At 59.9% G+C, this 23,776-nt stretch carries 23 protein-coding genes, 1 pseudogene and 1 riboswitch; of the genes and pseudogenes, 12 read left to right on the forward strand and 12 right to left on the reverse strand.

Annotated features, from left to right (window positions below):
• Nucleotides 1-13 precede the first annotated feature (13 nt).
• Nucleotides 14-409, forward strand: a complete 396-nt coding sequence (locus tag J1G33_RS03820) for a DUF1090 domain-containing protein (protein WP_103734251.1) — start codon at nt 14-16, stop codon at nt 407-409.
• Between the two features lie 6 nt (nt 410-415).
• On the opposite strand, the gene J1G33_RS03825 is transcribed toward J1G33_RS03820, so the two are convergent.
• Complete coding sequence (locus tag J1G33_RS03825; RefSeq protein ID WP_223017717.1) at nt 416-865, reverse strand: cytochrome c; 450 nt, start codon at nt 863-865, stop codon at nt 416-418.
• Between the two features lie 128 nt (nt 866-993).
• Between J1G33_RS03825 and J1G33_RS03830 the strand changes: the two genes are divergently transcribed.
• Nucleotides 994-2,187, forward strand: a complete 1,194-nt coding sequence (locus J1G33_RS03830) for an MltA domain-containing protein (RefSeq protein WP_148854088.1) — start codon at nt 994-996, stop codon at nt 2,185-2,187.
• A gap of 79 nt (nt 2,188-2,266) precedes the next feature.
• On the opposite strand, the gene J1G33_RS03835 is transcribed toward J1G33_RS03830, so the two are convergent.
• Entirely contained in the window at nt 2,267-2,653 is a 387-nt protein-coding gene (locus J1G33_RS03835) for an MAPEG family protein (RefSeq protein ID WP_032878985.1), read from the reverse strand.
• Nucleotides 2,654-2,684: 31 nt separating this feature from the next.
• Nucleotides 2,685-3,020, reverse strand: a pseudogene (locus J1G33_RS03840) (EamA family transporter); the annotation flags it as partial.
• A 125-nt stretch (nt 3,021-3,145) separates the two neighbouring features.
• Here J1G33_RS03840 and J1G33_RS03845 point away from each other — a divergent pair.
• Nucleotides 3,146-4,405: a sodium:proton antiporter gene (locus J1G33_RS03845; RefSeq protein ID WP_223017718.1), complete on the forward strand. Its 1,260-nt coding sequence runs from the start codon at nt 3,146-3,148 to the stop codon at nt 4,403-4,405.
• Here the strand turns inward: J1G33_RS03845 and J1G33_RS03850 are convergent.
• The 3 genes from J1G33_RS03850 to J1G33_RS03860 form a co-directional block, all read right to left on the reverse strand.
• A complete protein-coding gene (locus tag J1G33_RS03850) occupies nt 4,399-5,286 on the reverse strand; it encodes a formate/nitrite transporter family protein (protein ID WP_005792214.1) in 888 nt (295 codons plus the stop codon). The genes J1G33_RS03845 and J1G33_RS03850 overlap by 7 nt on opposite strands.
• A gap of 71 nt (nt 5,287-5,357) precedes the next feature.
• Nucleotides 5,358-7,277, reverse strand: a complete 1,920-nt coding sequence (locus J1G33_RS03855) for a patatin-like phospholipase family protein (RefSeq protein ID WP_223017719.1) — start codon at nt 7,275-7,277, stop codon at nt 5,358-5,360.
• Nucleotides 7,278-7,377: 100 nt separating this feature from the next.
• Nucleotides 7,378-7,782, reverse strand: a complete 405-nt coding sequence (locus J1G33_RS03860; RefSeq protein ID WP_032878978.1) for a hotdog domain-containing protein — start codon at nt 7,780-7,782, stop codon at nt 7,378-7,380.
• Nucleotides 7,783-7,980: 198 nt separating this feature from the next.
• A riboswitch (S-adenosyl-L-homocysteine riboswitch) is annotated at nt 7,981-8,087 on the forward strand.
• 21 nt (nt 8,088-8,108) lie between these two features.
• Here J1G33_RS03860 and ahcY point away from each other — a divergent pair.
• The 5 genes from ahcY (at nt 8,109) to J1G33_RS03885 (ending at nt 14,674) form a co-directional block, all read left to right on the forward strand.
• Nucleotides 8,109-9,518 (forward strand): adenosylhomocysteinase, encoded by a 1,410-nt coding sequence (gene ahcY, locus J1G33_RS03865; protein WP_005792218.1) that lies wholly within the window; start codon nt 8,109-8,111, stop codon nt 9,516-9,518.
• Between the two features lie 179 nt (nt 9,519-9,697).
• The gene (gene metF / locus J1G33_RS03870; protein ID WP_005792219.1) at nt 9,698-10,543 is read left to right on the forward strand and encodes a methylenetetrahydrofolate reductase [NAD(P)H]; all 846 of its coding nucleotides are present in this window, start codon (nt 9,698-9,700) and stop codon (nt 10,541-10,543) included.
• A 75-nt stretch (nt 10,544-10,618) separates the two neighbouring features.
• A complete protein-coding gene (locus J1G33_RS03875; protein ID WP_032878976.1) occupies nt 10,619-11,701 on the forward strand; it encodes a hypothetical protein in 1,083 nt (360 codons plus the stop codon).
• A 63-nt stretch (nt 11,702-11,764) separates the two neighbouring features.
• Entirely contained in the window at nt 11,765-12,568 is an 804-nt protein-coding gene (locus J1G33_RS03880; protein ID WP_148854552.1) for a transporter substrate-binding domain-containing protein, read from the forward strand.
• A 222-nt stretch (nt 12,569-12,790) separates the two neighbouring features.
• The gene (locus tag J1G33_RS03885; RefSeq protein ID WP_223017720.1) at nt 12,791-14,674 is read left to right on the forward strand and encodes a DEAD/DEAH box helicase; all 1,884 of its coding nucleotides are present in this window, start codon (nt 12,791-12,793) and stop codon (nt 14,672-14,674) included.
• A 184-nt stretch (nt 14,675-14,858) separates the two neighbouring features.
• Here J1G33_RS03885 and J1G33_RS03890 read toward each other — a convergent pair whose 3' ends face one another.
• Both J1G33_RS03890 and J1G33_RS03895 read right to left on the reverse strand, forming a co-directional pair.
• Nucleotides 14,859-15,458, reverse strand: coding sequence for a YceI family protein (locus J1G33_RS03890; protein ID WP_014720298.1), 600 nt, complete (start codon nt 15,456-15,458; stop codon nt 14,859-14,861).
• A 32-nt stretch (nt 15,459-15,490) separates the two neighbouring features.
• Complete coding sequence (locus J1G33_RS03895) at nt 15,491-16,042, reverse strand: cytochrome b (protein ID WP_034116206.1); 552 nt, start codon at nt 16,040-16,042, stop codon at nt 15,491-15,493.
• A 272-nt stretch (nt 16,043-16,314) separates the two neighbouring features.
• Here J1G33_RS03895 and J1G33_RS03900 point away from each other — a divergent pair, with 272 nt between their 5' ends.
• Nucleotides 16,315-17,721, forward strand: coding sequence for an adenosylmethionine--8-amino-7-oxononanoate transaminase (locus J1G33_RS03900; protein ID WP_216090424.1), 1,407 nt, complete (start codon nt 16,315-16,317; stop codon nt 17,719-17,721).
• 70 nt (nt 17,722-17,791) lie between these two features.
• Nucleotides 17,792-18,511 (forward strand): 16S rRNA (uracil(1498)-N(3))-methyltransferase, encoded by a 720-nt coding sequence (locus J1G33_RS03905; RefSeq protein WP_223017721.1) that lies wholly within the window; start codon nt 17,792-17,794, stop codon nt 18,509-18,511.
• 9 nt (nt 18,512-18,520) lie between these two features.
• Here the strand turns inward: J1G33_RS03905 and J1G33_RS03910 are convergent, their stop codons facing one another.
• From J1G33_RS03910 to J1G33_RS03920, 3 genes are read right to left on the reverse strand one after another with little or no spacing between them, the layout of a single operon-like run.
• Nucleotides 18,521-19,423 carry a transporter substrate-binding domain-containing protein gene (locus J1G33_RS03910; protein WP_078822546.1) on the reverse strand — a complete coding sequence of 301 codons (903 nt, stop codon included), beginning with the start codon at nt 19,421-19,423 and terminating at the stop codon, nt 18,521-18,523.
• A 24-nt stretch (nt 19,424-19,447) separates the two neighbouring features.
• A complete protein-coding gene (locus tag J1G33_RS03915; RefSeq protein WP_223017722.1) occupies nt 19,448-19,798 on the reverse strand; it encodes a RidA family protein in 351 nt (116 codons plus the stop codon).
• Between the two features lie 10 nt (nt 19,799-19,808).
• Nucleotides 19,809-21,050, reverse strand: a complete 1,242-nt coding sequence (locus J1G33_RS03920; protein ID WP_223017723.1) for a D-amino acid dehydrogenase — start codon at nt 21,048-21,050, stop codon at nt 19,809-19,811.
• Nucleotides 21,051-21,158: 108 nt separating this feature from the next.
• On the opposite strand from J1G33_RS03920, the gene J1G33_RS03925 reads away from it, so the two are divergent.
• The gene (locus tag J1G33_RS03925; protein ID WP_032878961.1) at nt 21,159-22,061 is read left to right on the forward strand and encodes a LysR family transcriptional regulator; all 903 of its coding nucleotides are present in this window, start codon (nt 21,159-21,161) and stop codon (nt 22,059-22,061) included.
• A 24-nt stretch (nt 22,062-22,085) separates the two neighbouring features.
• On the opposite strand, the gene J1G33_RS03930 is transcribed toward J1G33_RS03925, so the two are convergent.
• A complete protein-coding gene (locus tag J1G33_RS03930) occupies nt 22,086-22,703 on the reverse strand; it encodes a hemolysin III family protein (protein WP_005792233.1) in 618 nt (205 codons plus the stop codon).
• A 144-nt stretch (nt 22,704-22,847) separates the two neighbouring features.
• Between J1G33_RS03930 and J1G33_RS03935 the strand changes: the two genes are divergently transcribed.
• Nucleotides 22,848-23,762, forward strand: a complete 915-nt coding sequence (locus tag J1G33_RS03935; RefSeq protein ID WP_223017724.1) for a LysR substrate-binding domain-containing protein — start codon at nt 22,848-22,850, stop codon at nt 23,760-23,762.
• Nucleotides 23,763-23,776 lie beyond the last annotated feature (14 nt).

Genomic DNA, 23,776 nt, shown 5'->3' on the forward strand with positions numbered 1-23,776 from the left:
TGGAGCTTTATAGATGAAATTTCTCGCCCCCTTTGCCTTGCTGACCCTCGCAAGTTTCACAACCATGCCACTGCTGGCCGCCGAAGAAGCGCAACCGCTCACCGGCTGCGCCGCCAAGCGCCAGGCCATCAGCAGCCAGATCGAACAAGCCAAGGCCCACGGTAACAGCGCCCAACAGGCCGGCCTGGAAAAAGCCCTGAGCGAAGTCACCGCCAACTGCACCGACGCCACCTTGAAAAAAGAACGTGAAAACAAAGTGCTCGACGCCAAGCACGAAGTCTCCCGCCGTCAGGCCGACCTCGACAAGGCCATGAAAAAAGGCGATCCGGACAAGATCAACAAGCGTAAGGACAAACTGGCCGAGTCGCGCAAAGAACTACAGGACGCGGTGGAAGAACTCGACCAGTAAAAACGATCAGTGATCGCGGAACTGTTTATGGCAGGCGCTACAGGCGTCTTCGACTTTTTGCACCAGTGGCTGAAGGTTACTGGCCTTGTAGGGTTGCACTTGGCTGGCGATCACCAATTCACCGGTGGCCGCCTCAAGGTCGCGGGCCAGTTGCTGGAACTGCGCCTGTTTCTGCCACACGTTGTCCTTGGCGCTGGTGTGATCTTCTTCGCGCACGCTTGGGAAGTGCTTCCACGGCTCATGGGACAACGCATCCAGCTTGACCGCGCCTTCTGCAAACCTGGCACCGTCGAACGGGATACGCCCGCGCAACATCCCGCCCAGGTCTTCGCCGGTCTTGAGCATCTGCTTGAAGATCGCCTTGCGTTGGCCCAGTGGGGAATTGGGGTCAACACCGCCACAGGCGGACAAGGCCAGGCAGGCCAGCAGTACAACGGTCAGTTTTTTTAGAATCATGATGGCTTCAGGTCACGGGAAACGGCGGCCAGTATCCTCGCCCCGCCCGCAAAGACCAATAGCCCTATTAATAATAAGGGTTGCCCGAATGCAATGAAGCATGGGTAATCGCTTCAGGAAATGCTTACATGAATATCACCGCGAAACCCTGGAGCCGCCGACTCGCGTGGGCTCTGCCAATGATCGCACTGCTGGCCGGCTGCGATGCAGGTAAAGATTCCGGCAAAGAGGTCGCCAAAGAAGAAGCCAAACCCCATGCGGTCGCCACCTATGTGAGTGCACCCTGGGAAGCCTTGCCGGTGGTCTCCGACAGCGATTTGCTGGCCGGTTTTGAATCCTGGCGCAGCGCCTGCCAGCGCCTCAAAGCCGACCCGATATGGGGCACCACCTGCGCGGCAGCGGCCAGCGTACCGGGCGATGCCGTGGCGGTTCGCGGCTTTCTCAAGGAACACCTCGATGTCTTCGGCTTGCGTTCGGCCAACAACACACCCAATGGTTTGATCACCGGTTATTACGAGCCGGTCTACCCCGGCAGCCTGACCAAAACCGCTACCGCCCATGTGCCGGTCTACGGCGTGCCGGATGACTTGATTATCGTCAACCTCGAAAGCATCTACCCGGAGCTTAAAGGCAAGCGCCTGCGTGGACGCCTGGAAGGTCGGGTACTCAAGCCTTATGACGACGCCAGCACGGTCAACAGCCAGGGCTCCACTGCCAAGCCGATCGCCTGGCTGACCGACCCAATGGACCTGCAATTCCTGCAAATCCAGGGCTCAGGGCGTATCCAACTGGCGGGAGGGCGCCAACTGCGCGTAGGTTACGGCGACCAGAACGGCTACCCGTACCGCCCAATCGGCCGTTGGCTGGTAGAGCAAGGCGAGCTGAAAAAAGAAGAGGTGACCATGGGCGCCATCAGCGCCTGGGCCAAGGCACATCCGCAGCGCATTCCTGAACTGCTGGCGAGCAACCCCAGCTACGTATTCTTCAGCGCACGCCCCGACAGCAACGAAGGCCCACGCGGTTCGCTGAACGTGCCATTGACCGCCGGCTACAGCGTGGCAGTGGACCGCAAGGTCATCCCGCTGGGTAGCCTATTGTGGTTGTCGACCACCAAACCCGATGGTTCACCGATCACCAGACCTGTCGCGGCCCAGGACACCGGCGGCGCAATCACCGGCGAAGTACGGGCAGACTTGTTCTGGGGCACAGGTGATGCGGCGGGAGAGCTGGCAGGAAATATGAAACAACAAGGGCAAATCTGGATGCTGTGGCCCAAAGGCGCGGCGCTGCCGCAAGTACCGGATGCCCCCGCCGGCACCTGACAGACGCTGATAATGAAATGTGGGAGGGGCGGTGCGACGATTCGCCTTGCCCCCTGCCACAAAGGATTTGCATCAGGCGTTAGATCGAGACAAAGAAGAAACTCGCAATCAACGCCATTCCCACGGCCCACACCAGCGAACGCAAAATCGCCCAATCGGCCAGGTAGCAAATGATGTACAGCAGGCGGCTGGTGATAAACAGCACCGCCAGCACATTGATCGTCACCAGTTCGGCGTTGCCGGCCATGTGCGCAATGACCACCGCCGCGGCAAACGCCGGGGTCACTTCAAAGCTGTTGAGTTGCGCATTATTGGCGCGCTTGGCGACGCCCTCAACGGTATCGAGGAAAGCACGCGGGTCGTGGTTGTGCCGAGCTCCGAACTTGCCCGTGCTGAACTTGGCGACACCCGTGCATAGATAGGGCAGAAAAATTGCGATCAACACACACCAGAAAGCGACTGTCATCACTCATTCCTTTTTTGGATTTATCCGACGGTTAGAGTTTCATCACGAACATGCCGATCAGCACCAACCCACAAGCTATGAGCCGTGGACGGCCAAAAGGTTCTTTCAAGTAACGCATGCCGAACAGCACCACCAGGATCACGCTGACTTCCCGCGACGCCGCCGCCTCGGCAATCGAGCCCAACTGCATGGCCCAAAGCACCAAAGCGTAGCTCAACAACACGCACAATCCCACGCTCAGGCCCAACCGCCATTGAGTGCGCCAGAACAGGCTGAAGGCCGCACGCTTGCGCACCAGCGCCAGCAACGGAAATGGCCAGGCACTGATCAATGTCAGCCACACCAGGTAATCCAGCGGGTGCGACCAGCACCAGGGCTGTCGCTACCACCAGAACCTCCTCAATTGATTCGTGATGTAACTTCACCTGTTTATACTAAACACCACCTCGGCGCCCCCCATGCGCCTACATTTCCCTGCTCCAAGGACCCCGGATGCTCGAACTTGTCGCCGCCTTCATTTGCCTCACCACCCTGCTCACCTATGTGAACTACCGCTTTATCGGCCTGCCGCCGACCATCGGTGTAATGGTCACTGCGCTGCTTTTTTCCCTGATCCTGCAGGGCCTGAGCTTTATCGGCTATCCCGGCCTGGAAGAGCGCATCCAGCAACTGATCGGCCAGATCGACTTCGGCGACTTGCTGATGAACTGGATGCTCTCGTTCCTGCTGTTCGCTGGCGCCTTGCACGTCAACTTGAACGACTTGCGCAGTTACCGCTGGCCCATCGGCCTGCTGGCCACCTTTGGCGTGTTGATCGCCACCGTGGTGATCGGCAGCCTGGCCTATTACATCTTCGCCCTGTTCGGCTGGCACGTGAGCTTCCTCTACTGCCTGCTGTTCGGCGCGCTGATTTCGCCTACAGACCCGATTGCGGTGCTCGGCGTGCTGCGTACCGCCAATGCGTCGAAACCACTGAAGACCACCATTGTCGGCGAGTCGCTGTTCAATGATGGCACCGCCGTGGTGGTGTTTACCGTGCTGTTGGGTATCGCGCAGTTGGGCGAGACGCCTACCGCGGGCGCCACTGCCCTGCTGTTTGCCCACGAGGCCATAGGCGGCGTGCTATTCGGCGGGCTGACCGGCTACCTCGTGTACCTGATGATCAAGAGTATCGAACAGCACCAGATCGAAGTGATGCTGACCCTTGCTCTGGTGATCGGCGGTTCGGCCATGGCTTCGCAACTGCACGTGTCCGCGCCGATTGCAATGGTGGTCGCGGGGCTGATCATCGGCAACCTGGGGCGCAAGCTGGCGATGAACGACATGACGCGTCGCTACCTGGATGGTTTCTGGGAACTGCTTGATGACATGCTCAACGCCTTGCTGTTTGCGCTGATCGGCATGGAATTGCTGCTGTTGCCATTCAACTGGCTGCACGTATTCGCGGCCAGTTTGCTCGCCGTGGCGATCCTGCTCTCGCGCCTGTTGACGGTGGCCCCGGCGATCTTGCTGCTGCGGCGCTGGCGCACGGTGCCGCGCGGCACTATCCGCATCCTGACCTGGGGTGGTTTGCGTGGCGGTGTCTCGGTGGCCTTGGCCTTGGCGCTGCCCTTGGGTCCGGAGCGCGACTTGTTGCTGAGCATCACCTACATCGTGGTGCTGTCATCAATCCTGTTGCAGGGGTTGAGCATCGGCAAGCTGGTCAAACACGTGACCCGGGGCGAACCCCAGACCACGCCTGAACATCACTGATCTTTTCTAGTCGGCTGCGGATGCCGAGGGTCCGCAGCAGCTTTGCCTGGCAGGCTGCTCTCACTGCGAATCTGCGCATGGCTGATCAGGGCGAAGATAAAACTGCCGCCGATGATATTGCCCGCCAGGGTCGGTCCGGCAAACACCAGCCAGAAATCCTTCCACGGCAGCTCGCCGGCAAACACCAGGTAAGACACTTCCGCCGAACCGACGACGATATGCGTGAAGTCACCCAGGGCCATAAGGTATGTGATCAGGATAATGATCCACATCTTTGCGCTTTCCATTGATGGGATCATCCACACCATGGTGGCGATCATCCAGCCGGAAACGATGCCCTTGGCAAACATCTGGCCAGAATCGTTCTCCATGATCTTGCGTCCGATTTCAAGAAAGGCCAGGTCGGTCTTGGTATCGAAAATCGGTAAATGCAACATCACATAAGCCACCAGCAAAGTGCCGCACAGATTGCCTACCAGCACGACTGTCCATAGTCGTAGCAGACGTGCAGCATTGCCCAGAGTGGGCTTGCTCATGACCGGCAGCACCGCGGTCAGGGTGTTTTCGGTGAACAGTTGCTGGCGTGCGAGGATCACCGCCAGAAACCCCGCGCAATAGCCAAAACTGGCTATCACCTTGAAGCCCTCGGCGTCCGGCAGGCGTGAATTGAGCAAACCCATCGCCATCAACGACAGGCCCATGGTGAGTCCGGCGGCCAGTGCCGACCACCATAAGGCGGCGACACTGCGCTCCAGCTCCTGGTCGCCCTGGGTACGGATGATTTCGTGAAGAACCGCCGCACGGGGCGGCTGGTTCTTGTCGACGTCCTGCTGCTCTTCCTGCGACAGGTTGGGGGTCTTGCCGTCTGCTTGAGTGGCCATGATGTACCAAAGTCCGAGGGGTGCCTGAAGCTACGACATGCCGCGACGATGGCTGTTCAATGGCCCGGCAATTAAACCGGAATGCGCCACGCCTTGGCCTGTTCCACGGTGGTGGAACTCACGGGTTTGCTCCAGGGTTTATTGCGCGCTTGATAGTATTTGATGATGCCATCGAGCACGCTATTGAAGTCTTGTGGCGTCTTCGCCTCTTTTAAGTCACGCATCGCACGTTGCAGCAGCTCAACGTTGGATGCCGGCTGGCCAGGACGGTACAGCGATGGGTAGATGACCTCCCGCGTAAAGTTTTCAGCTTTCGCCCCGATATCCCGACTTTGCATCTCGGCGACCGCACTGCTCAATACCTTGGACATACTTGGCACACTGCCCGATTTTTGCTTGGCGCCCACCTGTAAAAGCTGCTGGAAATTACGCTGGCCCGGCGTATTCAGACGTTTGCCCAACCACTCGATGTGCTCGGGCCTGCTGGCGAGAGAGTCCAGGTTGCGTAAGGCCGCAGCAATCTTCGGAGTAATCTTCAGGGACGTGTCGGATTGGTTGGCTTCGGTAATTGCACTGTCCAACGCCTCCAACGCCTGTTTCGCCTCATCGCGAAACCGCAGTGCGTCTGCGCTGGCGGGGTCCTTGCGCAATTCACCCTGCACGCTGGCAAGCATTTGATCATCCATCGCCAACACAGCATCGTCCAGGGAGGCGAACTCATGGCGCTCACGTGTCAGTTCACGCTTTTGCAGGTGGCTCGACACCGATTGGCGAGCCTGGGCCTGCAAATGCTGTTTCTGTTCAAGCGTCATGGTGAAGTTGACGGTGCCGTTGAGCAGGCCGCGAAAATCGCCTTTGTTCGAGTTCAACGGCAATGTCACCGTTTGATCCGAGAACGCCTTGAGCCGGTCATCTTGGTAGGTTTCAGCCGCGGTATGCGGCGTGCCTGTGAACTTGTCAGCCAAATGGCTGAAAAAACCACCGCTCTGGCGCGGTGGTGAGCTCTGCTCGGATTCGAACTTGACGATCAGCGATTCGTCCTTGCCCAAAGGGCTCTCCGGAAACGAACGTTCAATGACACCGGGGGCAGGGGTATTGAGGAGCAGCCCTCCGTCTTGAAACGCCGTAACCTCTGCATCCGCCTGAAACCCATGGCCCTGTTCGGACGGGCTCTTGAACAGGCCCGGCAACGCCCCCGAAATAAGCGCAGCACGGGCGATGTCCATATCTGGCGTCAGGCTGGCATTGAACACCACCAACTGTGGACGACCGTCGAACATGCCTGTGCCCGTGATGTTCAGTTGCTTGATCGCCGGAATATGGCGGCTCAACACCTCCAGGTCGCGAAAGGTGGGCCCGGCTCCGGCTTTGAGCCGGTCGGCGATTTGCGTGACTTCAGGCGGGCGGTCCGCCTTGGGCACACGCTCGATATGGGCAAGAATCGATTGACGTGACTGGTTGCGAATCAATTCTTCCAGGGGCTGCCCCTCGGTTTGCAGGCGCGGCAGCAGGGTCAGCAGCAGTTGCGAAATATTGCCGCCCGGGCCAGGTAGATTGCCCGCAAGCTTGCCAAGTTTGGAACTGGCATCCTGCAGCCAGGCCAGGATCGGATCTTTGCTATTGAGCAGGCTGGGCAAGTCGAGGCTGTTCGACAACTGCGTGAACGCCTTCGCGTCCATGCCACTGGCGAGTAACGCTGCAGAAATCGCACCGGCAGACGAGCCCGACACCACCTTGACGCCTTTGAGTTTGTCGGCGTCTTCAAGCGCCTGCACCATCCCGGGAAAGGCAATGCCCTTGGCGCCACCGCCACTGAGCACCAAGTGAGCGGGCGGCGGCGGTGACAGCACCACCTCGACGCGGCCATCGCTATGCCGATAAATACTCAGGTTGCGCTCGCCCACGCCCTTGACCAAAGGCGTCTTCACGTCCTGGCTGAAGGTTTGAGACGAAAGAGGCTTATTTTCTACAACAGAACTGGAGACTTTCATACATGAGGCTCTCTCTACAGGGTGTAGGCCTGAGTGATGAGAGAGCCTCGGAAGGATCCACACGGAATGATTTGGTAACGCAAATCACGTCGCGCAGGTGTTACTCAGAAAGACCGTCGTCCTGGAACTGGTCCTTCACATACTTGATTTCGGTACGGCCATGGGGCGCCGGCAAACCGTCTTCGCCCAGGTTGACGAAGACCATTTTTTCCACCGTCAGGATACTTTTGCGGGTGATCTTGTTGCGCACTTCACAGGTCAGAGTGATGGAGGTGCGGCCGAACTCAGTGGCGGTGATACCCAGTTCAATGATGTCGCCCTGGCGCGAGGCGCTGACAAAGTTGATTTCGGAGATGTATTTGGTCACCACGCGCTGGTTGCCCAATTGGACAATCGCGTAAATGGCTGCTTCTTCATCGATCCAGCGCAGCAGGCTGCCACCGAACAGGGTGCCGTTGGGGTTGAGGTCTTCGGGTTTTACCCATTTGCGGGTGTGGAAGTTCATGATCACTCCAAAGCGTCTTGCCAAATGATGGGCAACATCATGGCAGAGCCAGGGCCCAAGCTCTATGAGCCATTGCCTATCGCCCCCATGCGCGATCTTCATGCCGCCGACAGAAAGGCTTGGGAAGTGCCACATACACGGCTATAATCGCCTCCGTTTCAAAACGGTCATCTTCGATTGATACCGTTCTCCCGCCACCTGTCCGAGGGGCGCTGCAGCAGGTTCAACCTGTCAGGCTCGGATGGGGCGTTGTCCGGCCTGGTTGCCCTGGCCTGATACTAAACGCACAACGGCGCCCATTCGCACACTACGAATGGAGGCTCTCTATGAGCGCTGTAATGACGCCTGCAGATTTCAACGACTACAAAGTCGCCGACATGTCCCTCGCTGCCTGGGGCCGTCGCGAAACCTTTATCGCCGAATCCGAAATGCCGGCCCTGATGGGCCTGCGTCGCAAGTACGCCGCTGAACAGCCGCTCAAGGGCGCGAAGATTCTGGGCTGCATCCACATGACCATCCAGACCGCCGTACTGATCGAAACCCTGGTTGCCCTGGGTGCCGAAGTGCGTTGGTCCTCGTGCAACATCTTCTCGACTCAGGACCAGGCCGCCGCCGCTATCGCTGCCGCCGGTATCCCGGTATTTGCCTGGAAGGGCGAAACCGAAGAAGAGTACGAGTGGTGCCTGGAGCAAACCATCCTCAAGGATGGCGCGCCATGGGATGCCAACATGATCCTCGACGACGGCGGCGACCTGACCGAACTGCTGCACAAGAAGTACCCGCAGATCCTCGACCGCGTCCATGGCGTGACCGAAGAAACCACCACTGGCGTGCACCGCCTGCTGGATATGCTGGCCAAGGGCGAGCTGAAGATCCCGGCCATCAACGTCAACGACTCGGTGACCAAGAGCAAGAACGACAACAAGTACGGCTGCCGTCACAGCCTGAACGATGCGATCAAGCGTGGCACAGACCACCTGCTGTCGGGCAAGCAAGCCCTGGTGATCGGCTACGGTGACGTGGGCAAGGGTTCGTCCCAGTCCCTGCGTCAGGAAGGCATGATCGTCAAGGTCTCCGAAGTTGACCCGATCTGTGCCATGCAAGCCTGCATGGACGGTTTCGAAGTGGTTTCGCCGTTCATCGACGGTATCAACGACGGTACCGAAGCAAGCATCGACAAGGCCCTGCTGGGCAAGATCGACCTGATCGTCACCACCACCGGTAACGTGAATGTGTGCGATGCGAACATGCTCAAGGCCCTGAAGAAGCGCGCCGTTGTCTGCAACATCGGCCACTTCGACAACGAGATCGACACCGCATTCATGCGCAAGAACTGGGCATGGGAAGAAGTGAAACCGCAGGTGCACAAGGTTCACCGTACCGGCGCCGGCAATTTCGACCCGCAGAACGATGACTACCTGATCCTGCTGGCCGAAGGCCGCCTGGTTAACCTGGGCAACGCCACCGGTCACCCAAGCCGCATCATGGACGGCTCGTTCGCCAACCAGGTACTGGCGCAGATCTTCCTGTTCGAACAGAAGTACGCCGACCTGTCGCCAGCCCAGAAAGCCGAGCGCCTGACCGTTGAAGTACTGCCCAAGAAACTCGACGAAGAAGTGGCCCTGGAAATGGTCCGCGGCTTCGGCGGCGTCGTGACTCAACTGACCAAGACCCAGGCCGACTACATCGGTGTGACGGTTGAAGGCCCGTTCAAGCCGCACGCTTACCGCTACTGATACACCTGCTGCCCACTCTCCCTGTGGGGGAACGGGCTTTAATGTGGGAGGGGGCTTGCTCCCGATGGCGGTGGGTCAGTCAATATATTTATTAACTGACACTCCGCCATCGGGAGCAAGCCCCCTCCCACATCGACGGTGTACACACTCCGCAATTCTGGGTTTCAAAGGGTATTACCATGTCCCAAGACCGTCGCTACAGCTTCGAGTTTTTCCCGACCAAGACCGATGCTGGGCATGAAAAGCTGATGGCCACTGCCAAGGTGCTGGCCAGCTACAACCCCGACTTCTTCTCCTGCACCTACGGCGCCGGCGGTTCGACCCGCGACCGCACGATCAACACCGTTTTGCAGCTGGAAAGCGAAGTCAAAATTCCCGCCGCTCCGCACTTGTCGTGCGTGGGCGACAGCAAGGCCGACCTGCGTGGTCTGCTGACCCAATACAAAGCTGCCGGCATCAAGCGTATCGTCGCCTTGCGTGGCGACCTGCCGTCCGGCATGGGCATGGCCAGCGGTGAGCTGCGCTACGCCAATGACCTGGTGAGTTTCATCCGCGAAGAAAGCGGCGATCACTTCCATATCGAAGTGGCCGCTTACCCGGAGATGCACCCCCAGGCGCGCAATTTCGAAGACGATTTGCAGAACTTCGTACGCAAGGCCAATGCCGGCGCCAACAGTGCGATCACCCAGTACTTCTTCAACGCCGACAGCTACTTCTACTTCGTCGAGCGTGTACAAGCGATGGGTGTGAATATCCCGATCGTGCCGGGCATCATGCCGATCACCAACTACAGCAAGCTGGCACGTTTCTCCGACGCCTGCGGTGCCGAAATCCCCCGCTGGGTGCGCAAGCAACTGGAAGCCTATGGCGACGACGTCAAAAGCATCCAGGCCTTCGGCGAGCAGGTCATCACCGAGATGTGTGAGCAATTGTTGCAGGGTGGTGCGCCAGGGTTGCATTTCTATACCCTGAACCAATCTGAACCCAGTCTTGCTGTCTGGAACAACCTCAAGCTGCCACGCTGAGGTCTGTTCGGTTGTACCAAGGCCCTCAGACGAGGGCCTTTGTCGTTTTACGTGACCCACGGAACCCCGCAGTCCATGAATACAGTGTCCCCGACTTCCCGCCCGCAACTGGTCTATCTGGTCTTCGGTGCCCAGACCTACCACCAGGAAGCGGTATTCAGCATCGCCAGCGCACTGGCGTTCCTGCAGGACACCCCGGACGCGAACGTGGACATTCAGGTGTTCACCGACAATCCAGAGCCTTATCACTTGCTGCCGGTACGCGTGCGCCCACTGGACGAGGCCACTCGCAAACGCTGGAGCGAGCCCCACGGTTATCATTTCCGCACCAAACACGTGGTACTGCGCCAGGTACTGGAAGAGTCGGAGGTGGCGCTGCTGATCGACACCGACACGTTCTTCCACCATTCGCCCATGGCCCTGTTCGAGCGCGTGCAGCCCGGCACCCTGCTGTGCAACGCCTTCTACACCAAGTACGGCGACAACCACGAAAGCATCCTCTACACCGCCCTGCACCAGCGCCTGCTGGAGATGGGCGTGGCCGACGATGACATGATGACCCTCAATTCCGGGGTCATGGGCCTGACCCAACAGGATGCACACATCCTCGACCGCTCCATCGAATTGATGGATGAACTGTTCCCCCACGCCCAGGGCGCCTACACCCTGGAAGAGTTCTGCCTGTCCATCGCCGCCTACCGCACCGTCAACGTGCGCGAATGCCCGGACCTGATCCACCATTACTGGAGCCGCAAACAGCTGTTCCGGGCCAAGGTCAAGGCGTGGATCGCCAAACACGCCAGTGCCCCAACCAGTGCGCAGGCCCTGGCCGATACCCGCCAGGTCTCCTCGCACCTGCCGCGCCCGCCGCGCTTGCAGCGCTTGATGTACAAGCTGATCACCCTGCTGCTGCCCAAGCACCAGCAACAGTTCATTCGTGAAATCCTCTATGGTTGCTACGAGCACGAAAACGAGTTCGATCAGGCCTGCGGTCCGGTTTGGTGGGACAAGGCACGACAAAACCAGGAAGAACGCCAGAAGCGCCCACTGGATGCCCACCAACTGGAACACTGGTTCGCCAACCCCGTGGTGCGGCTGATACTGGGCGAGCGTCGCGCCGCGATCCACGAACACTTGCTGGACGCTCCGGCGAAATAACACCGCCCGCCAATGCGCGTGGTAGAGCTTCTCTTTCTGTCGGGAGCGTCGTAACCTCAAGGTATGCCCGCCATTTTCAAGCTACTGACCGCCGTGCTTTTTTCTTGCCTGAGCCTGGTCGCTCATGGCGAGAAACTGCGCATTGTCACCGAGCCCTGGGCGCCCTATGTCTACGACGATAACGGCACCAGGGCCGGCCTGGATTACGAAACCACAGTGGCCGTGTTCCAACGTCTGGGCGTGGAAGTGCAATGGCAATTCCTGCCCTGGAAGCGCTGCCTGGCGATGCTCGAGCAGGGTCACGCCGATGGCGCGCTGGATATTTTCCACAGCCATGAACGCGACGCCCAGTTGCTCTACCCCAGTGAACCCTTGTCGGAAGTCGAATTCGTCCTGTTCTACGCCAATGATCGCCCTCACCCCGCCACAACCCTCGATGAGCTGCGTGGCCTGACTGTCGGCATCTCGCCCGGCTACCTCTATGGCGAGACATTCAGTGGGTCCAGCGCATTCGAGCGCGAGCCTGCCCCCAGCCATGAAGCCAATTTCGGCAAGCTGATGCTCGGGCGCATCGACATGGTCGTGACTGACCGGCGAGTGGGGCAGCACATCATCAAGACGCTGGGCCTTGAGGGCAAAGTCAGCCAGGCGGCAGTGGTGGTCAGCCGCCAACAACAATTTCTCGCGGTGCGCCGTGGAGCCGGCATGGACCTGTTGGTACAGCGCTTTGCCGCCGAGCTCAAGCGCTTCAAGCAAGAGCCGGCCTATGCCGCCTTGAGCGCCAAATATGGTGGGATGCAGGCTCAAACCTCCCCGATATCAGCCTCCGGACACGCCGTTGAGCAGCAGGAAAGCAGCGCGCCGTGATTGCTCTGTTATACTCCGGCCTTTCCGCCAGGCTTACGCCCGGCCGCTCGGGTCTTGAAAAAGGCACCCAACCCAGCTACTGCGCAGCTTTGCAGCCCGCGCGAGCCGGTGGAGTGCCCGCCAGACACAGCAGGACCGGACGGGATTGCGCTCCCCTAAGCGCCATTCACGCCCGGCAAGATTATCCCTTTGGGCCAAGCCCTAACTAAAACAGGATTACTCATGTCCTTTGCTTCCCTCGGTCTCTCCGAGGCTTTAGTCCGCGCCATCGAGGCAGCGGGCTATACCGAGCCTACTCCGGTGCAACAGCGGGCCATTCCCGCCGTGTTGCAAGGTCGCGACCTGATGGTCGCGGCTCAGACAGGTACCGGTAAAACCGGTGGTTTCGCCCTCCCGATTCTGGAGCGGTTGTTTCCCAACGGTCACCCGGACAAATCCCAGCGTCACGGCCCGCGCCAACCGCGTGTACTGGTCCTGACCCCTACCCGCGAACTCGCAGCCCAGGTCCACGACAGCTTCAAGCTGTACGCCCGCGACCTGAAGTTCGTCAGCGCCTGCATCTTCGGCGGCGTCGGCATGAACCCACAGGTTCAGGCCATGTCCCGTGGCGTTGACGTACTGGTCGCTTGCCCGGGTCGTTTGCTCGACCTGTGCGGCCAGGGCAGCGTCGATTTGTCCCACGTGGAAATCCTCGTGCTGGACGAAGCCGACCGTATGCTCGACATGGGCTTTGTCCATGACGTGAAAAAGGTCCTCGCACGCCTGCCGGCCAAACGTCAGAACCTGCTGTTTTCGGCAACGTTCTCCCAGGACATCACGGCCCTGGCCGGCAAGCTGCTGCACAACCCGGAGCGCATCGAAGTCACGCCACCGAACACCACGGTCGAGCGTATCGAGCAACGCGTATTCCGCCTCGCCGCCAGCCACAAGCGCTCGCTGCTGGCGCACCTGATCACCCACGGCGCGTGGGAACAGGTGCTGGTCTTCACCCGCACCAAGCACGGCGCCAACCGCCTGGCCGAGTACCTGGACAAACACGGCCTCACCGCTGTTGCCATCCACGGTAACAAGAGCCAGAACGCTCGCACCAAAGCCCTGGCCGACTTCAAGGCCGGCACTGTGCGCATCCTGGTCGCCACCGATATCGCCGCCCGCGGCCTGGATATCGACCAGTTGCCACACGTAGTCAACTTCGAGCTGCCGAACGTCGATGAAGACTATGTGCACCGTATCGGCCGTACTGGCCGTGCCGGTCGTTCGGGCGAGGCCATTTCCCTGGTCGCACCGGACGAAGAAAAACTGCTGAAAAGCATCGAACGCATGACCAAGCAGAAAATCGCCGACGGCGACCTGATGGGCTTCGATGCCAGCGCCGTGGAGGCCGAGAAACCTGAAGCCCGCGAGCGTCCGGATGTGCGTAACCCGCGCAACCCACGCGGTCCGAAGGGCGATGGCCCGAACGGCGGCGGTGGTGGCGGTGGTCGTCGCGACAAAGGCAAGGACAAGGGCAAGGAAAAGTCCGCCACCAGCAGCCGAGGTGAACGCCAGGCCCGTGAGCAAAAGCCACGTGAAGGCACCCCGGCCCGCGAACAGCGCCAGCCGAGCCAGCCGCCACGCGCCGCCGCTGACCGTGCCCCGGACGAGTTCCTCGACGACGATGTGGATAACTTTGGTAACCGCGTCGACTACGTGCCCCAGGCCAAGCCGGCCCAGGGCCGTGGCCGTCGTCCAGGTGCCCCGGCACAAGGCGCCGGTGCGGGTGCTCCCCGTGGCGGCCAGCCTCAGGGCGGTCGCCAGAACGGCCCGCGCAACAGCAGCGGCGGCAGCACCGGTACTCCGCCTGCCAAGCGCAGCGGCCCGCGTAATGGTGCACCGCGTGACGGCCAGGCGCGTCGCGAAGATTCGCGCAGCAACAACCGCCGCCCGGCCCGTGACGACCAGCCACGCCTGTCCGAGCCAGCGGTGCAAAACCCGCGTGGTGGCCCGGCGCCGAAGATCATCCACAAGGAGTCGAAAGCTGATCGCTTCCCGACACCCGAGCAGTTGGACCAACTGCCAGGCCGTCCTCGTGGTGAGAAACCGGCGCTGCTGACCCGCAACCGCTGAGTTCCAAAGCCATAGGCGTTGACTGTTACAACGCCATCGCGGGCAAGCCCACTCCCACAAGGGAATGCATTTCAATTGTGGGAGCTGGCTTGCCTGCGATGAGGCCGGCTAGGCAACACGAATCCCCAGCCAAAAAAATGCCCCGCATCTTTCGATGCAGGGCATTTTTTATGCGCGGCGAAAATTACTTCGCTTTCACACCTTCAAACGTGATGTACAGCTGAACGTTGTCAGACTGTGGACCTACGTCCATACCGTCTTTGTTGAATTCCTTGCGGCTGATGTTGGTGGTGCCTTCAAAGCCGGCACGGTAGCCGCCCCATGGATCCTTGCCTTCGCCCAGGAACGTGGCTTTGACCAGGATCGGCTTGGTCACACCGTGGAAGGTCAGGTCGCCGGTCACATCAGCAGTCAGCTTGCCATCAGCATTTTTGCCAGTTGGCTTGACGCTGGTGGAGACGAACTTGGCATCAGGGAATTTGCCCGACTCCAGGAAGTCCTTGCTGTTGACGTGCTTGTCGCGCTCGGCGTGGTTGGAGAACACGCTGGCAGTACGCACGTTAACTTCAATCTTGGCGTCTTCCGGCTTGGCGGCGTCAAAGCTGAACTTGCCGTCCAGGTCCTTGAAGGTACCGGTAATGTAGCTGTAGCCCAGGTGGCTGATCTTGAAATCGACGAAGGCGTGCTGGCCTTCCTTGTCGATCACGTAGTCAGCGGCCATCGCCGAACCTGCGGACAGCAGAGCAGAACCGATTGCCAGCGCAGCGAGTGTTTTTTTCAACATGCTTTCTATTCCTTGTGAGTCGAGGTTGAACATCAGGCTTTGCGCCCCAGCATTCGTGTCAGGGTCGCATCACGATCGATAAAGTGGTGTTTCAATGCAGCCACGCCATGCAAACCGGCGAAGACCACCAACACCCAGGCCAGGTACAGATGCACCCAACCGGCTGTGTCTGCCTGGTCCGGTAGACCGGAAACCACGGCAGGAATTTCAAACAGGCCAAACACCGGAATACCGACACCGTCGGCGGTGGAAATCAGGTAACCGGCAATCATCACGGCAAACAGCCCCACATACAGGAACGCATGGCCAAATGCAGCACCGATCCGCGTCATACGGCTATAGCTGGCCAGCGGCGGTGGCGGCGGGCTGACCAGACGCCAGACGATACGCACCAGCATGATGGCAAACAGCGTGATGCCAATGCTCTTGTGCAAGTCGGGCGCATCTTTGCGCCAGGCGCTGTAGTAGTCGAGGCCGACCATCCACAGGCCCAATGCGAATAAACCAAACACCACCAAGGCGACGCCCCAGTGTAGAACCATGCTGACCCAGCCGTACCGGGCGGGAGAATTGCGTAGCTGCATGTACTTAATCCCGTAAGAACTGTGCCCAAGACTAGCGTTTTACCTATCGAATTAAAGCGGAAAATTTCGCTTTGAAATATCGAGAAATACGATGAAGAGGCTAGGTATCATAAATTAACAAGGGATTAAGACTATTCCCAAGAAACGCGACAGACCGTCCTGCATTTACCGCCAATTGCCCCACAATGGCTTGTGACACGCGCCACCATTGCATAGGCTTGCGCGATTGTTTCGCCTGCGCGCGCCGCAGGATCGCTTTGAGGAGATCACCGATGGGCTTGAACAACCAGTGGATGCAACGCGACCTCGCGGTGCTGTGGCATCCCTGCACCCAGATGAAAGACCACCAGCAACTTCCGCTGGTCCCGATCAAGCGCGGTGAAGGCGTATGGCTGGAAGACTTCGAAGGCAAACGCTACCTCGACGCCGTCAGCTCCTGGTGGGTCAACGTGTTCGGCCACGCCAACCCGCGCATCAACCAGCGCATCAAGGACCAGGTCGATCAGTTGGAGCATGTGATCCTCGCCGGTTTCAGCCACCAGCCAGTGATCGAGTTGTCCGAGCGCCTCGTGCAGATGACGCCTGAAGGCCTGACGCGCTGCTTCTACGCCGATAACGGTTCATCCTGTATCGAAGTCGCATTGAAGATGAGCTTTCACTACTGGCTCAACCGCGGCCTGCCGAACAAGAAGCGCTTCGTCACCCTGACCAACAGCTACCACGGCGAAACCATCGCCGCGATGTCGGTAGGCGACGTGCCGTTGTTTACCGAGACCTACAAGGCGCTGCTGCTCGACACCATCAAAGTGCCGAGCCCCGATTGCTACCTGCGCCCCGACGGCATGAGCTGGGAAGAACACTCGCGCAACATGTTCCTCGCCATGGAACAGACCCTGGCTGACCACCACGATACCGTTGCCGCAGTGATTGTCGAGCCACTGATCCAGGGCGCCGGCGGCATGAGGATGTACCACCCGGTGTACCTCAAGCTGCTGCGCGAAGCCTGCGACCGCTACGGCGTGCACTTGATCCACGACGAAATCGCCGTGGGCTTCGGCCGCACCGGCAGCATGTTCGCCTGTGAACAAGCCGGCATCCGCCCGGACTTCCTGTGCCTGTCCAAGGCCCTCACCGGCGGCTACTTGCCGCTGGCCGCCGTGGTCACCACCGAAGATGTCTACAGTGCCTTCTACGACGACTACCCTACCCTGCGCGCCTTCCTGCACTCCCACAGCTACACCGGCAACCCGCTGGCGTGCGCGGCAGCCTTGGCGACGCTGGATATCTTTGAAGAAGACAACGTCATCGAAAACAACAAGGCCCTGGCCCAGCGCATGGCGACCGCCACCGCGCACCTGGTGGACCATCCTCACGTTTCGGAAGTGCGCCAGACGGGCATGGTGCTGGCGATCGAGATGGTGCAGGACAAAGCCACCAAGGCCGCCTACCCGTGGCAGGAACGCCGTGGCTTGAAGGTATTCGAACACGCACTGGAGCGCGGCGCGCTGTTGCGGCCACTGGGCAGCGTGGTGTATTTCCTGCCGCCCTATGTGATTACACCGGAGCAGATCGACTTCCTGGCCGAAGTGGCCAGCGAGGGGATTGATATCGCCACTAACAGCAACGTCAGTGTGGCTGTGCCGAAAGATTTCCATCCTGGCTTTCGTGACCCGGGTTGATACCAACCCCTGTAAGAACCGACTTGCCACAGCAAGCTCGCTCCTACATACACCTCTTCAGAGAACAGAAATGAGACTGTCCCGCTTTTTCACCGACACCCCGCTGAGCCTCGGCGATCATGAACTTCCTGAAGCCCAGGCGCATTACATCAGCCGTGTGTTGCGCATGGGTGAAGGCGATGCCGTGCAGCTGTTCGACGGCTCTGGCCAGGAGTTCAGTGGCACGCTGCTGGAAGTCGGTAAAAAACGCGTCACCGTGCAACTGACGCAAAGATTTGCGGGCCAAGATGAATCGCCGCTGCATATCCACCTCGGCCAGGGCCTGTCCCGGGGTGAGCGCATGGATTGGGCGATCCAGAAGGCCACTGAACTGGGCGTCAATGCGATCACACCGATCTTCAGCGAGCGCTGCGAAGTGCGCCTCAAGGACGAACGCGCCGACAAACGCCTGCTGCACTGGCGTCAGGTTGCCATCAGCGCGTGCGAGCAGTGTGGGCGTTCAACGGTGCCGGTGATTCACGCACCGGTGTTGCTGGCCGACTGGCTGAAGCAAACTGAAGCCGACCTGAAACTGGTACTGCACCCAGTCGCCGAGCCGATGATCAGTCACGCGAAGCCTTCGAGCCTGGCGTTTCTGATCGGGCCGGAAGGTGGCTTGACCGACGGCGAAGTCGACACCGCCCAAGGCGCTGGCTTCCATGCTGCGCGGTTGGGGCCACGGGTATTACGTACCGAAACCGCGCCCGTGGTGGCTCTGTCGGTCGCCCAGCAACTCTGGGGTGATTTCTAAACGGAGCGATCACTCCACCGGATCACTCACCGGCTTGGCAATGATCGCCTTCAACTCGCTGGTCATCGGGAATTCCAGGTTCAGGCCCTTCGGCGGGATCGGCTGCTCAAACCAGCGCTGGTAAATCCCGTTGATCTCTCCCGAACGGTACAGATCACCCAAGGTCTCGTTGACCACGGCGAGAAACTGCGGATCGTCCTTGCGCACCATGCAGCTGTAGATCTCCCGCGACTGCTCCTCGCCCACCACCACCCAGTGGTGCGGGTCCCTGGCCTTGGCGCGCTCGCCGTAAAGCAACGCATCATCCATATAGAACGCTACCGCACGGCCGGTCTCGAGCATCTTGAACGCTTCGCCATGGTCCTTGGCGCTGATCACGAACATATTGGCTTTGTGTTCAGCGTTGTAACTTTTGAGAAAGCGTTCATTGGTGGTGCCGGCAGTGGTCACCACGTTCTTGCCCTTGAGGTCGGCAAAGCCTTTGATCCCGCTGTCCTTGGCCGTTAGCAACTGCCCCTTCACGTAGATGAACCCGTAGGAGAATGCTACCTGCTTCTGCCGCTCGGCGGTCACGCCGGTGGAGCCGCACTCCAGGTCGACGGTGCCGTTCTGCACCAGCGGAATACGGGTTTGAGAAGTCACCAGGTTGTACTTCACCTTGAGCTCACTCACCCCGATTTTCTGCTGGATGCGCTCGACAATCTTGCTCGCCAGGTCCACCGAGTAGCCCATCGGTTTGCCACTGTTATCCCCAATGTAGGAAAACGGCACCGACGCATCGCGATACCCCAGGGTGATGGCCTTGGCGCTGGCGATCTTGCTCAAGGTGCCCTCCAGAGGCGCTTCGGTCGCATGGGCGTTTGCGCTCAAAAATAGTCCAAGAGCGCAGCCGGTCAACAGGATTTTTTTCATTGTTATTCTCCGTTGGTAGATCGGTTATTTACGTACTGCAATCACGCTGATTTCCACCAGTACACTCGGTCGCGCCAGCTCTGCTTGCAGGGTGGTACGGGTGGGCGCCATGCCTGGCGAAAGCCATGCAGACCAGGCTTCATTCATCGGCTTAAAACCGGTACTGATGTCCTTCAGGTAAATCGTCGCGTTGAGCAGGTGATCTTTGTCACTGCCCGCCTCGACCAACAGCGCGTCGATCCTGGCCAACACTTCTCGGGTTTGGCTGGCTACGTCCTGGCCATCGCCCGGTACCTGGCCCGAGAGAAACACCAAATCCTTGAAGGTCACGGCAGCGCTAAGACGCTCGTTGCTGTTGATTCGGGTGATAGTCATGGCTGCATCCTCAAGCGGCGCGGGGCGCCAGGCCCTGCATATCAATGGAAGGAACATGCTGGCTGATCAACTCAGCCAATAGCTGGCCACTGCCACAGGCCAGGGTAAAACCAAGCGCGCCATGCCCCAGGTTCAGCCACAAGTTGCGGTAGGCGCTGGCACCGATCAACGGCACGCCCGTCGGTGTTGCCGGGCGCATACCGGCCCACTCGACCGCGTGGGCGTAGTCACCGGCCAAAGGAAACGTCTCCAGCGCCTGGCGCTTTATCAAGGCCAGGCGCTTGGGCTCAAGACGCGCATCAAAGCCGACAATATCCACCATGGCCGCGATCCGCAGTTGCTCACCAATGCGCGCGTAGACGATCTTGCGGTCATAGTCGGTGATGCTCACGTTCGGCGCCTTGTGCTGAGCGCCGATCGGCACGCTCAGGCTGTAGCCCTTGAGCGGGTACAGCGGCAGCGACAAGCGCGGCAACGCCAACTCGGCGCTGCGATGCCCGGCAGCCAGCACCAACTGTTCGACCGGCATCACGTCATGGCCCATTTCGATGGCCTGCACCGCACCGTCGGCGTGACGAATCCCGGTAACCTTGCGACCCAGCAAAAATGTACAACGCCCTGAAGCCTTTAACCGAGCTGCCAGCCGTTGGCAAAAAGCATGACAGTCCGCCACTTCCTCATTCGGGGTATAGATGCCGCCGACAAACCCACCTGCCGCCAACGCCGGTTCCAGGTGCGTACAATCCACCGCAGACAGCACCTGCTGCTGAAGGACGTCAGTGACCTTGCTGCGTACACGCTCAAACGTCTCGGCATTGCGAAAGGTCACCAGCTTGCCGTTGCGCCGCCAGTCGAAGCCGTCCAGGCGATCATCGACACGCCATTGCTGCAAGGTGTCTTGACTCAGGCTCGCCAGCCGCAGCAAGTGGGCAGCGTTGCGCTTGTTTACCGAGCCCCGGCAGGCACCGATGAACGCGGCCATCCAGCGCCATTGCTGGAGGTCAAGCCGTGGGCGCAGCTTCAGCGGCGAGTCGCCGCGCAACAGCCACCCAATCGCTTGCAGCGGCACGCCCGCGTCGGCCAATGGCGCAACATAGCGATAGGACAACTGCCCACCGTTGGCGAAACTGGTTTCGCTGCCCAAGGTATCGCGGGCGTCGATCACCGTTACCTCATGGCCAGCCCGTACCAAAGCATAAGCACTGGCCAAGCCGATAACCCCACCGCCGATGATGCAAACCTGCCTGGCCATCCCAGCCCCCGACCGTTGATTAACTGAAGACCAAGCGTAGGCGCAGGTGACAGGCCACCGACAATGAATAAAGATGGGTCACCTATAAACAAAGGTTATGGACTTGCCATGCGCTTGCGTCATATCGAAATCTTCCAGGCCATTCGCCAGACTGGCTCGATCAGTGCTGCCGCGCAGTTGCTGCACGTCTCGCAACCAGCGGTGACCAAAGTGTTGCAGCACGCCGAATTGCAGCTGGGCTTTGCGCTGTTTCTGCGGGTGCGCGGCAAATTGCAGCCCACGCCGGAAGCCCTGGCACTGGAAAGCGAAGTCGAGAAAGTCACCGAGAGCTTGCAAGGTGTAAGGCGTCTAGCCAAGAGCCTGCGCCGCGCCCCAGGGCAAAGCGTGCGCATTGGTGCGATTCCGGCGTTGGCCTTGTCGCTGCTGCCTCCGGCGATTCTGGAATGGAAGCGCGAATACCCCGACATGGCTTGCGAGCTGTCCAGCGACCATAGCCGTGAGCTGGTCCAGAAGCTGCTGATGCGCGAAATCGACCTGGCGCTGACCCTCAACTTTTCCGGCCATCCTGGGTTGACCACCCAGGTGCTGGCCAATGGTGTGCTGGTTGCATTGGCGTCCAAGGGCTATTGGTCGGCGGCTGAAATCAACCAGCCATTGCCGCTGAGCGAACTGGCGGGCGCGCCATTGATCGGGCTTTCCAGTGCTGATCCGCTGGCAACCAAGCTGGACAGCTACCTGGAGAACGTCGATCCACCGCCACGCGTGACCATCTCGGTACAAACCTATTCCCTGGCCCGGGCGATGGTGGAGTCCGGCGCCGGTTTGACGGTCATTGACCCCTTTACCGCCCTCGGCGCATCGACGGCAACCACCTGCATCCGCACCCTCACGCCACCCCTGCCGATCACCCTCTACGCCCTGACCCGTGGCGATGAACCACCGCCGCATATGCTCGCCAAGCTGCTGCAGATCTTCGGCATTCGTGCCTGTGAGCTACTGGCACGTCTCTAATACCACCGAAGCCCCCTCCCACATTCAGAGCACGTAATGCATGATCGCCACAAAATGCAGGAGGCTGCCGCCAATCACAAACAAATGCCAGATCCCATGGGAATGGCGCAGGCGATCTTCCAGGGCAAAAAAGATGATGCCCACGGTGTACAACACGCCGCCCGACGCCAACCAGATAAACCCTGCCGTGCCCAGCGCCGCTATCAGCGGCTTGACTGCCACGAGTACGATCCAGCCCATCACCGCGTAGATCACGATGGACAGAATCCGCGCCTCCGAGCGCGGCTTGATCTCTTGCAGGATGCCGATCACCGCCAGCCCCCACACAATCCCGAACAGCGTCCAGCCCCAGGGCCCGCGCAGAGTCACCAGGCAGAACGGTGTGTAGCTGCCGGCTATCAACAGGTAGATCGAAAAGTGATCGACCTTTTGCATGATCTCTTTTCGCCGCCCCCGCACGCTGTGGTAGACGGTCGACGCGCTGTACAGCACCATCAGGGTAAAGCCATAAATCGCCACGCTGACGATCTTCCAGGGGCTGCCGTCCAGGCTCGCCACCACCAACATCCACACGGCGCCAATACACGCCGCGACTGCACCGAGCAAATGGCTCCAGGCGTTGAACCGTTCCCCGTGATACATCTATCGTTAACCTCCCCTCATCGTTGACGACTGGCGGCAAGCCTCCAGCCTTGCGCATAAGAGTGCAAGCAGCGTGTGACGTTCCAGCGACGAGGGCTGCGTTTGCAGGCACAATCGAGCGCAATCGAACAAGAGCCCACGGCCATGCTGATCGACGAAGAGTTCACCCTCAAGAAGCTGGAAATCTTCCTGGCGTTCATGCGCACCGGCAACCTGGCCCGCGCCGCCGCCGAACTGAAAACCAGCAACGTCAGCGTGCACCGCGCCATCCACTCCCTGGAAAGTGCCTTGCGCTGCCCGCTGTTCAAGCATGAAGGGCGCAACCTCACCCCGCTGGAAAGCGCCTACGTGCTCGAAGAGCGTGCGCAAAAGCTGATAGCCGATGTGGTCGAGGGAGTGCGCCTGACCCGCGAAGCCGCCGGCTTCTGCGCCGAACGCTTCAAGCTCGGCTCGCTGTACTCGCTGACGGTCAAGACCGTGCCGCAACTGATCATGGGCCTGAAGATCCGCCGCAGCGAACTCAATATCGACCTGATCCTGGGCTCCAATTTCGACCTGTTCTACAAGCTCAAGAACATGGAGGTGGATGCGATCCTCATCTCTCTGGACGATCACGCCACCGATCCGGACTGTGAGCAGATCGCGCTGTTCAGCGATGACATCTTCCTTGCCACACCGGCCGATTCCCCCCTGGACCGTCATCAGGAAATCGACCTGGCCGACGTGCGCGACGCCACCTTCATCACCCTCACCCAGGGCTTCGCCACGCATCAGGACGGCAACCGGGTGTTCAAGCAGGCGGGGTTCGAACCGAAGGTGGCGATGCAGGTGAACGATATATTTACCTTGCTGAGCATGGTCAGCTCGGGGGTGGGTTATGCGCTGCTGCCTGGGCGGATTGCGGCGGTGTATGAGAACCGCGTGAAGCTGATACCGCTGCAACCCAGGTATCGGTTGCAGCAGCAGATCGGCGTGGTGTTCTTGAAGGCCAAGGAGCGTGACCCGAACCTGCTGGCGTTGTTGGCGGAGTGTCGGATGTATGCCAATCGCCAGGCTTGAGAATGCCATCGGGG

The organism is Pseudomonas sp. P867 (assembly GCF_019891455.1).
GTDB lineage: Bacteria > Pseudomonadota > Gammaproteobacteria > Pseudomonadales > Pseudomonadaceae > Aquipseudomonas > Aquipseudomonas synxantha_A.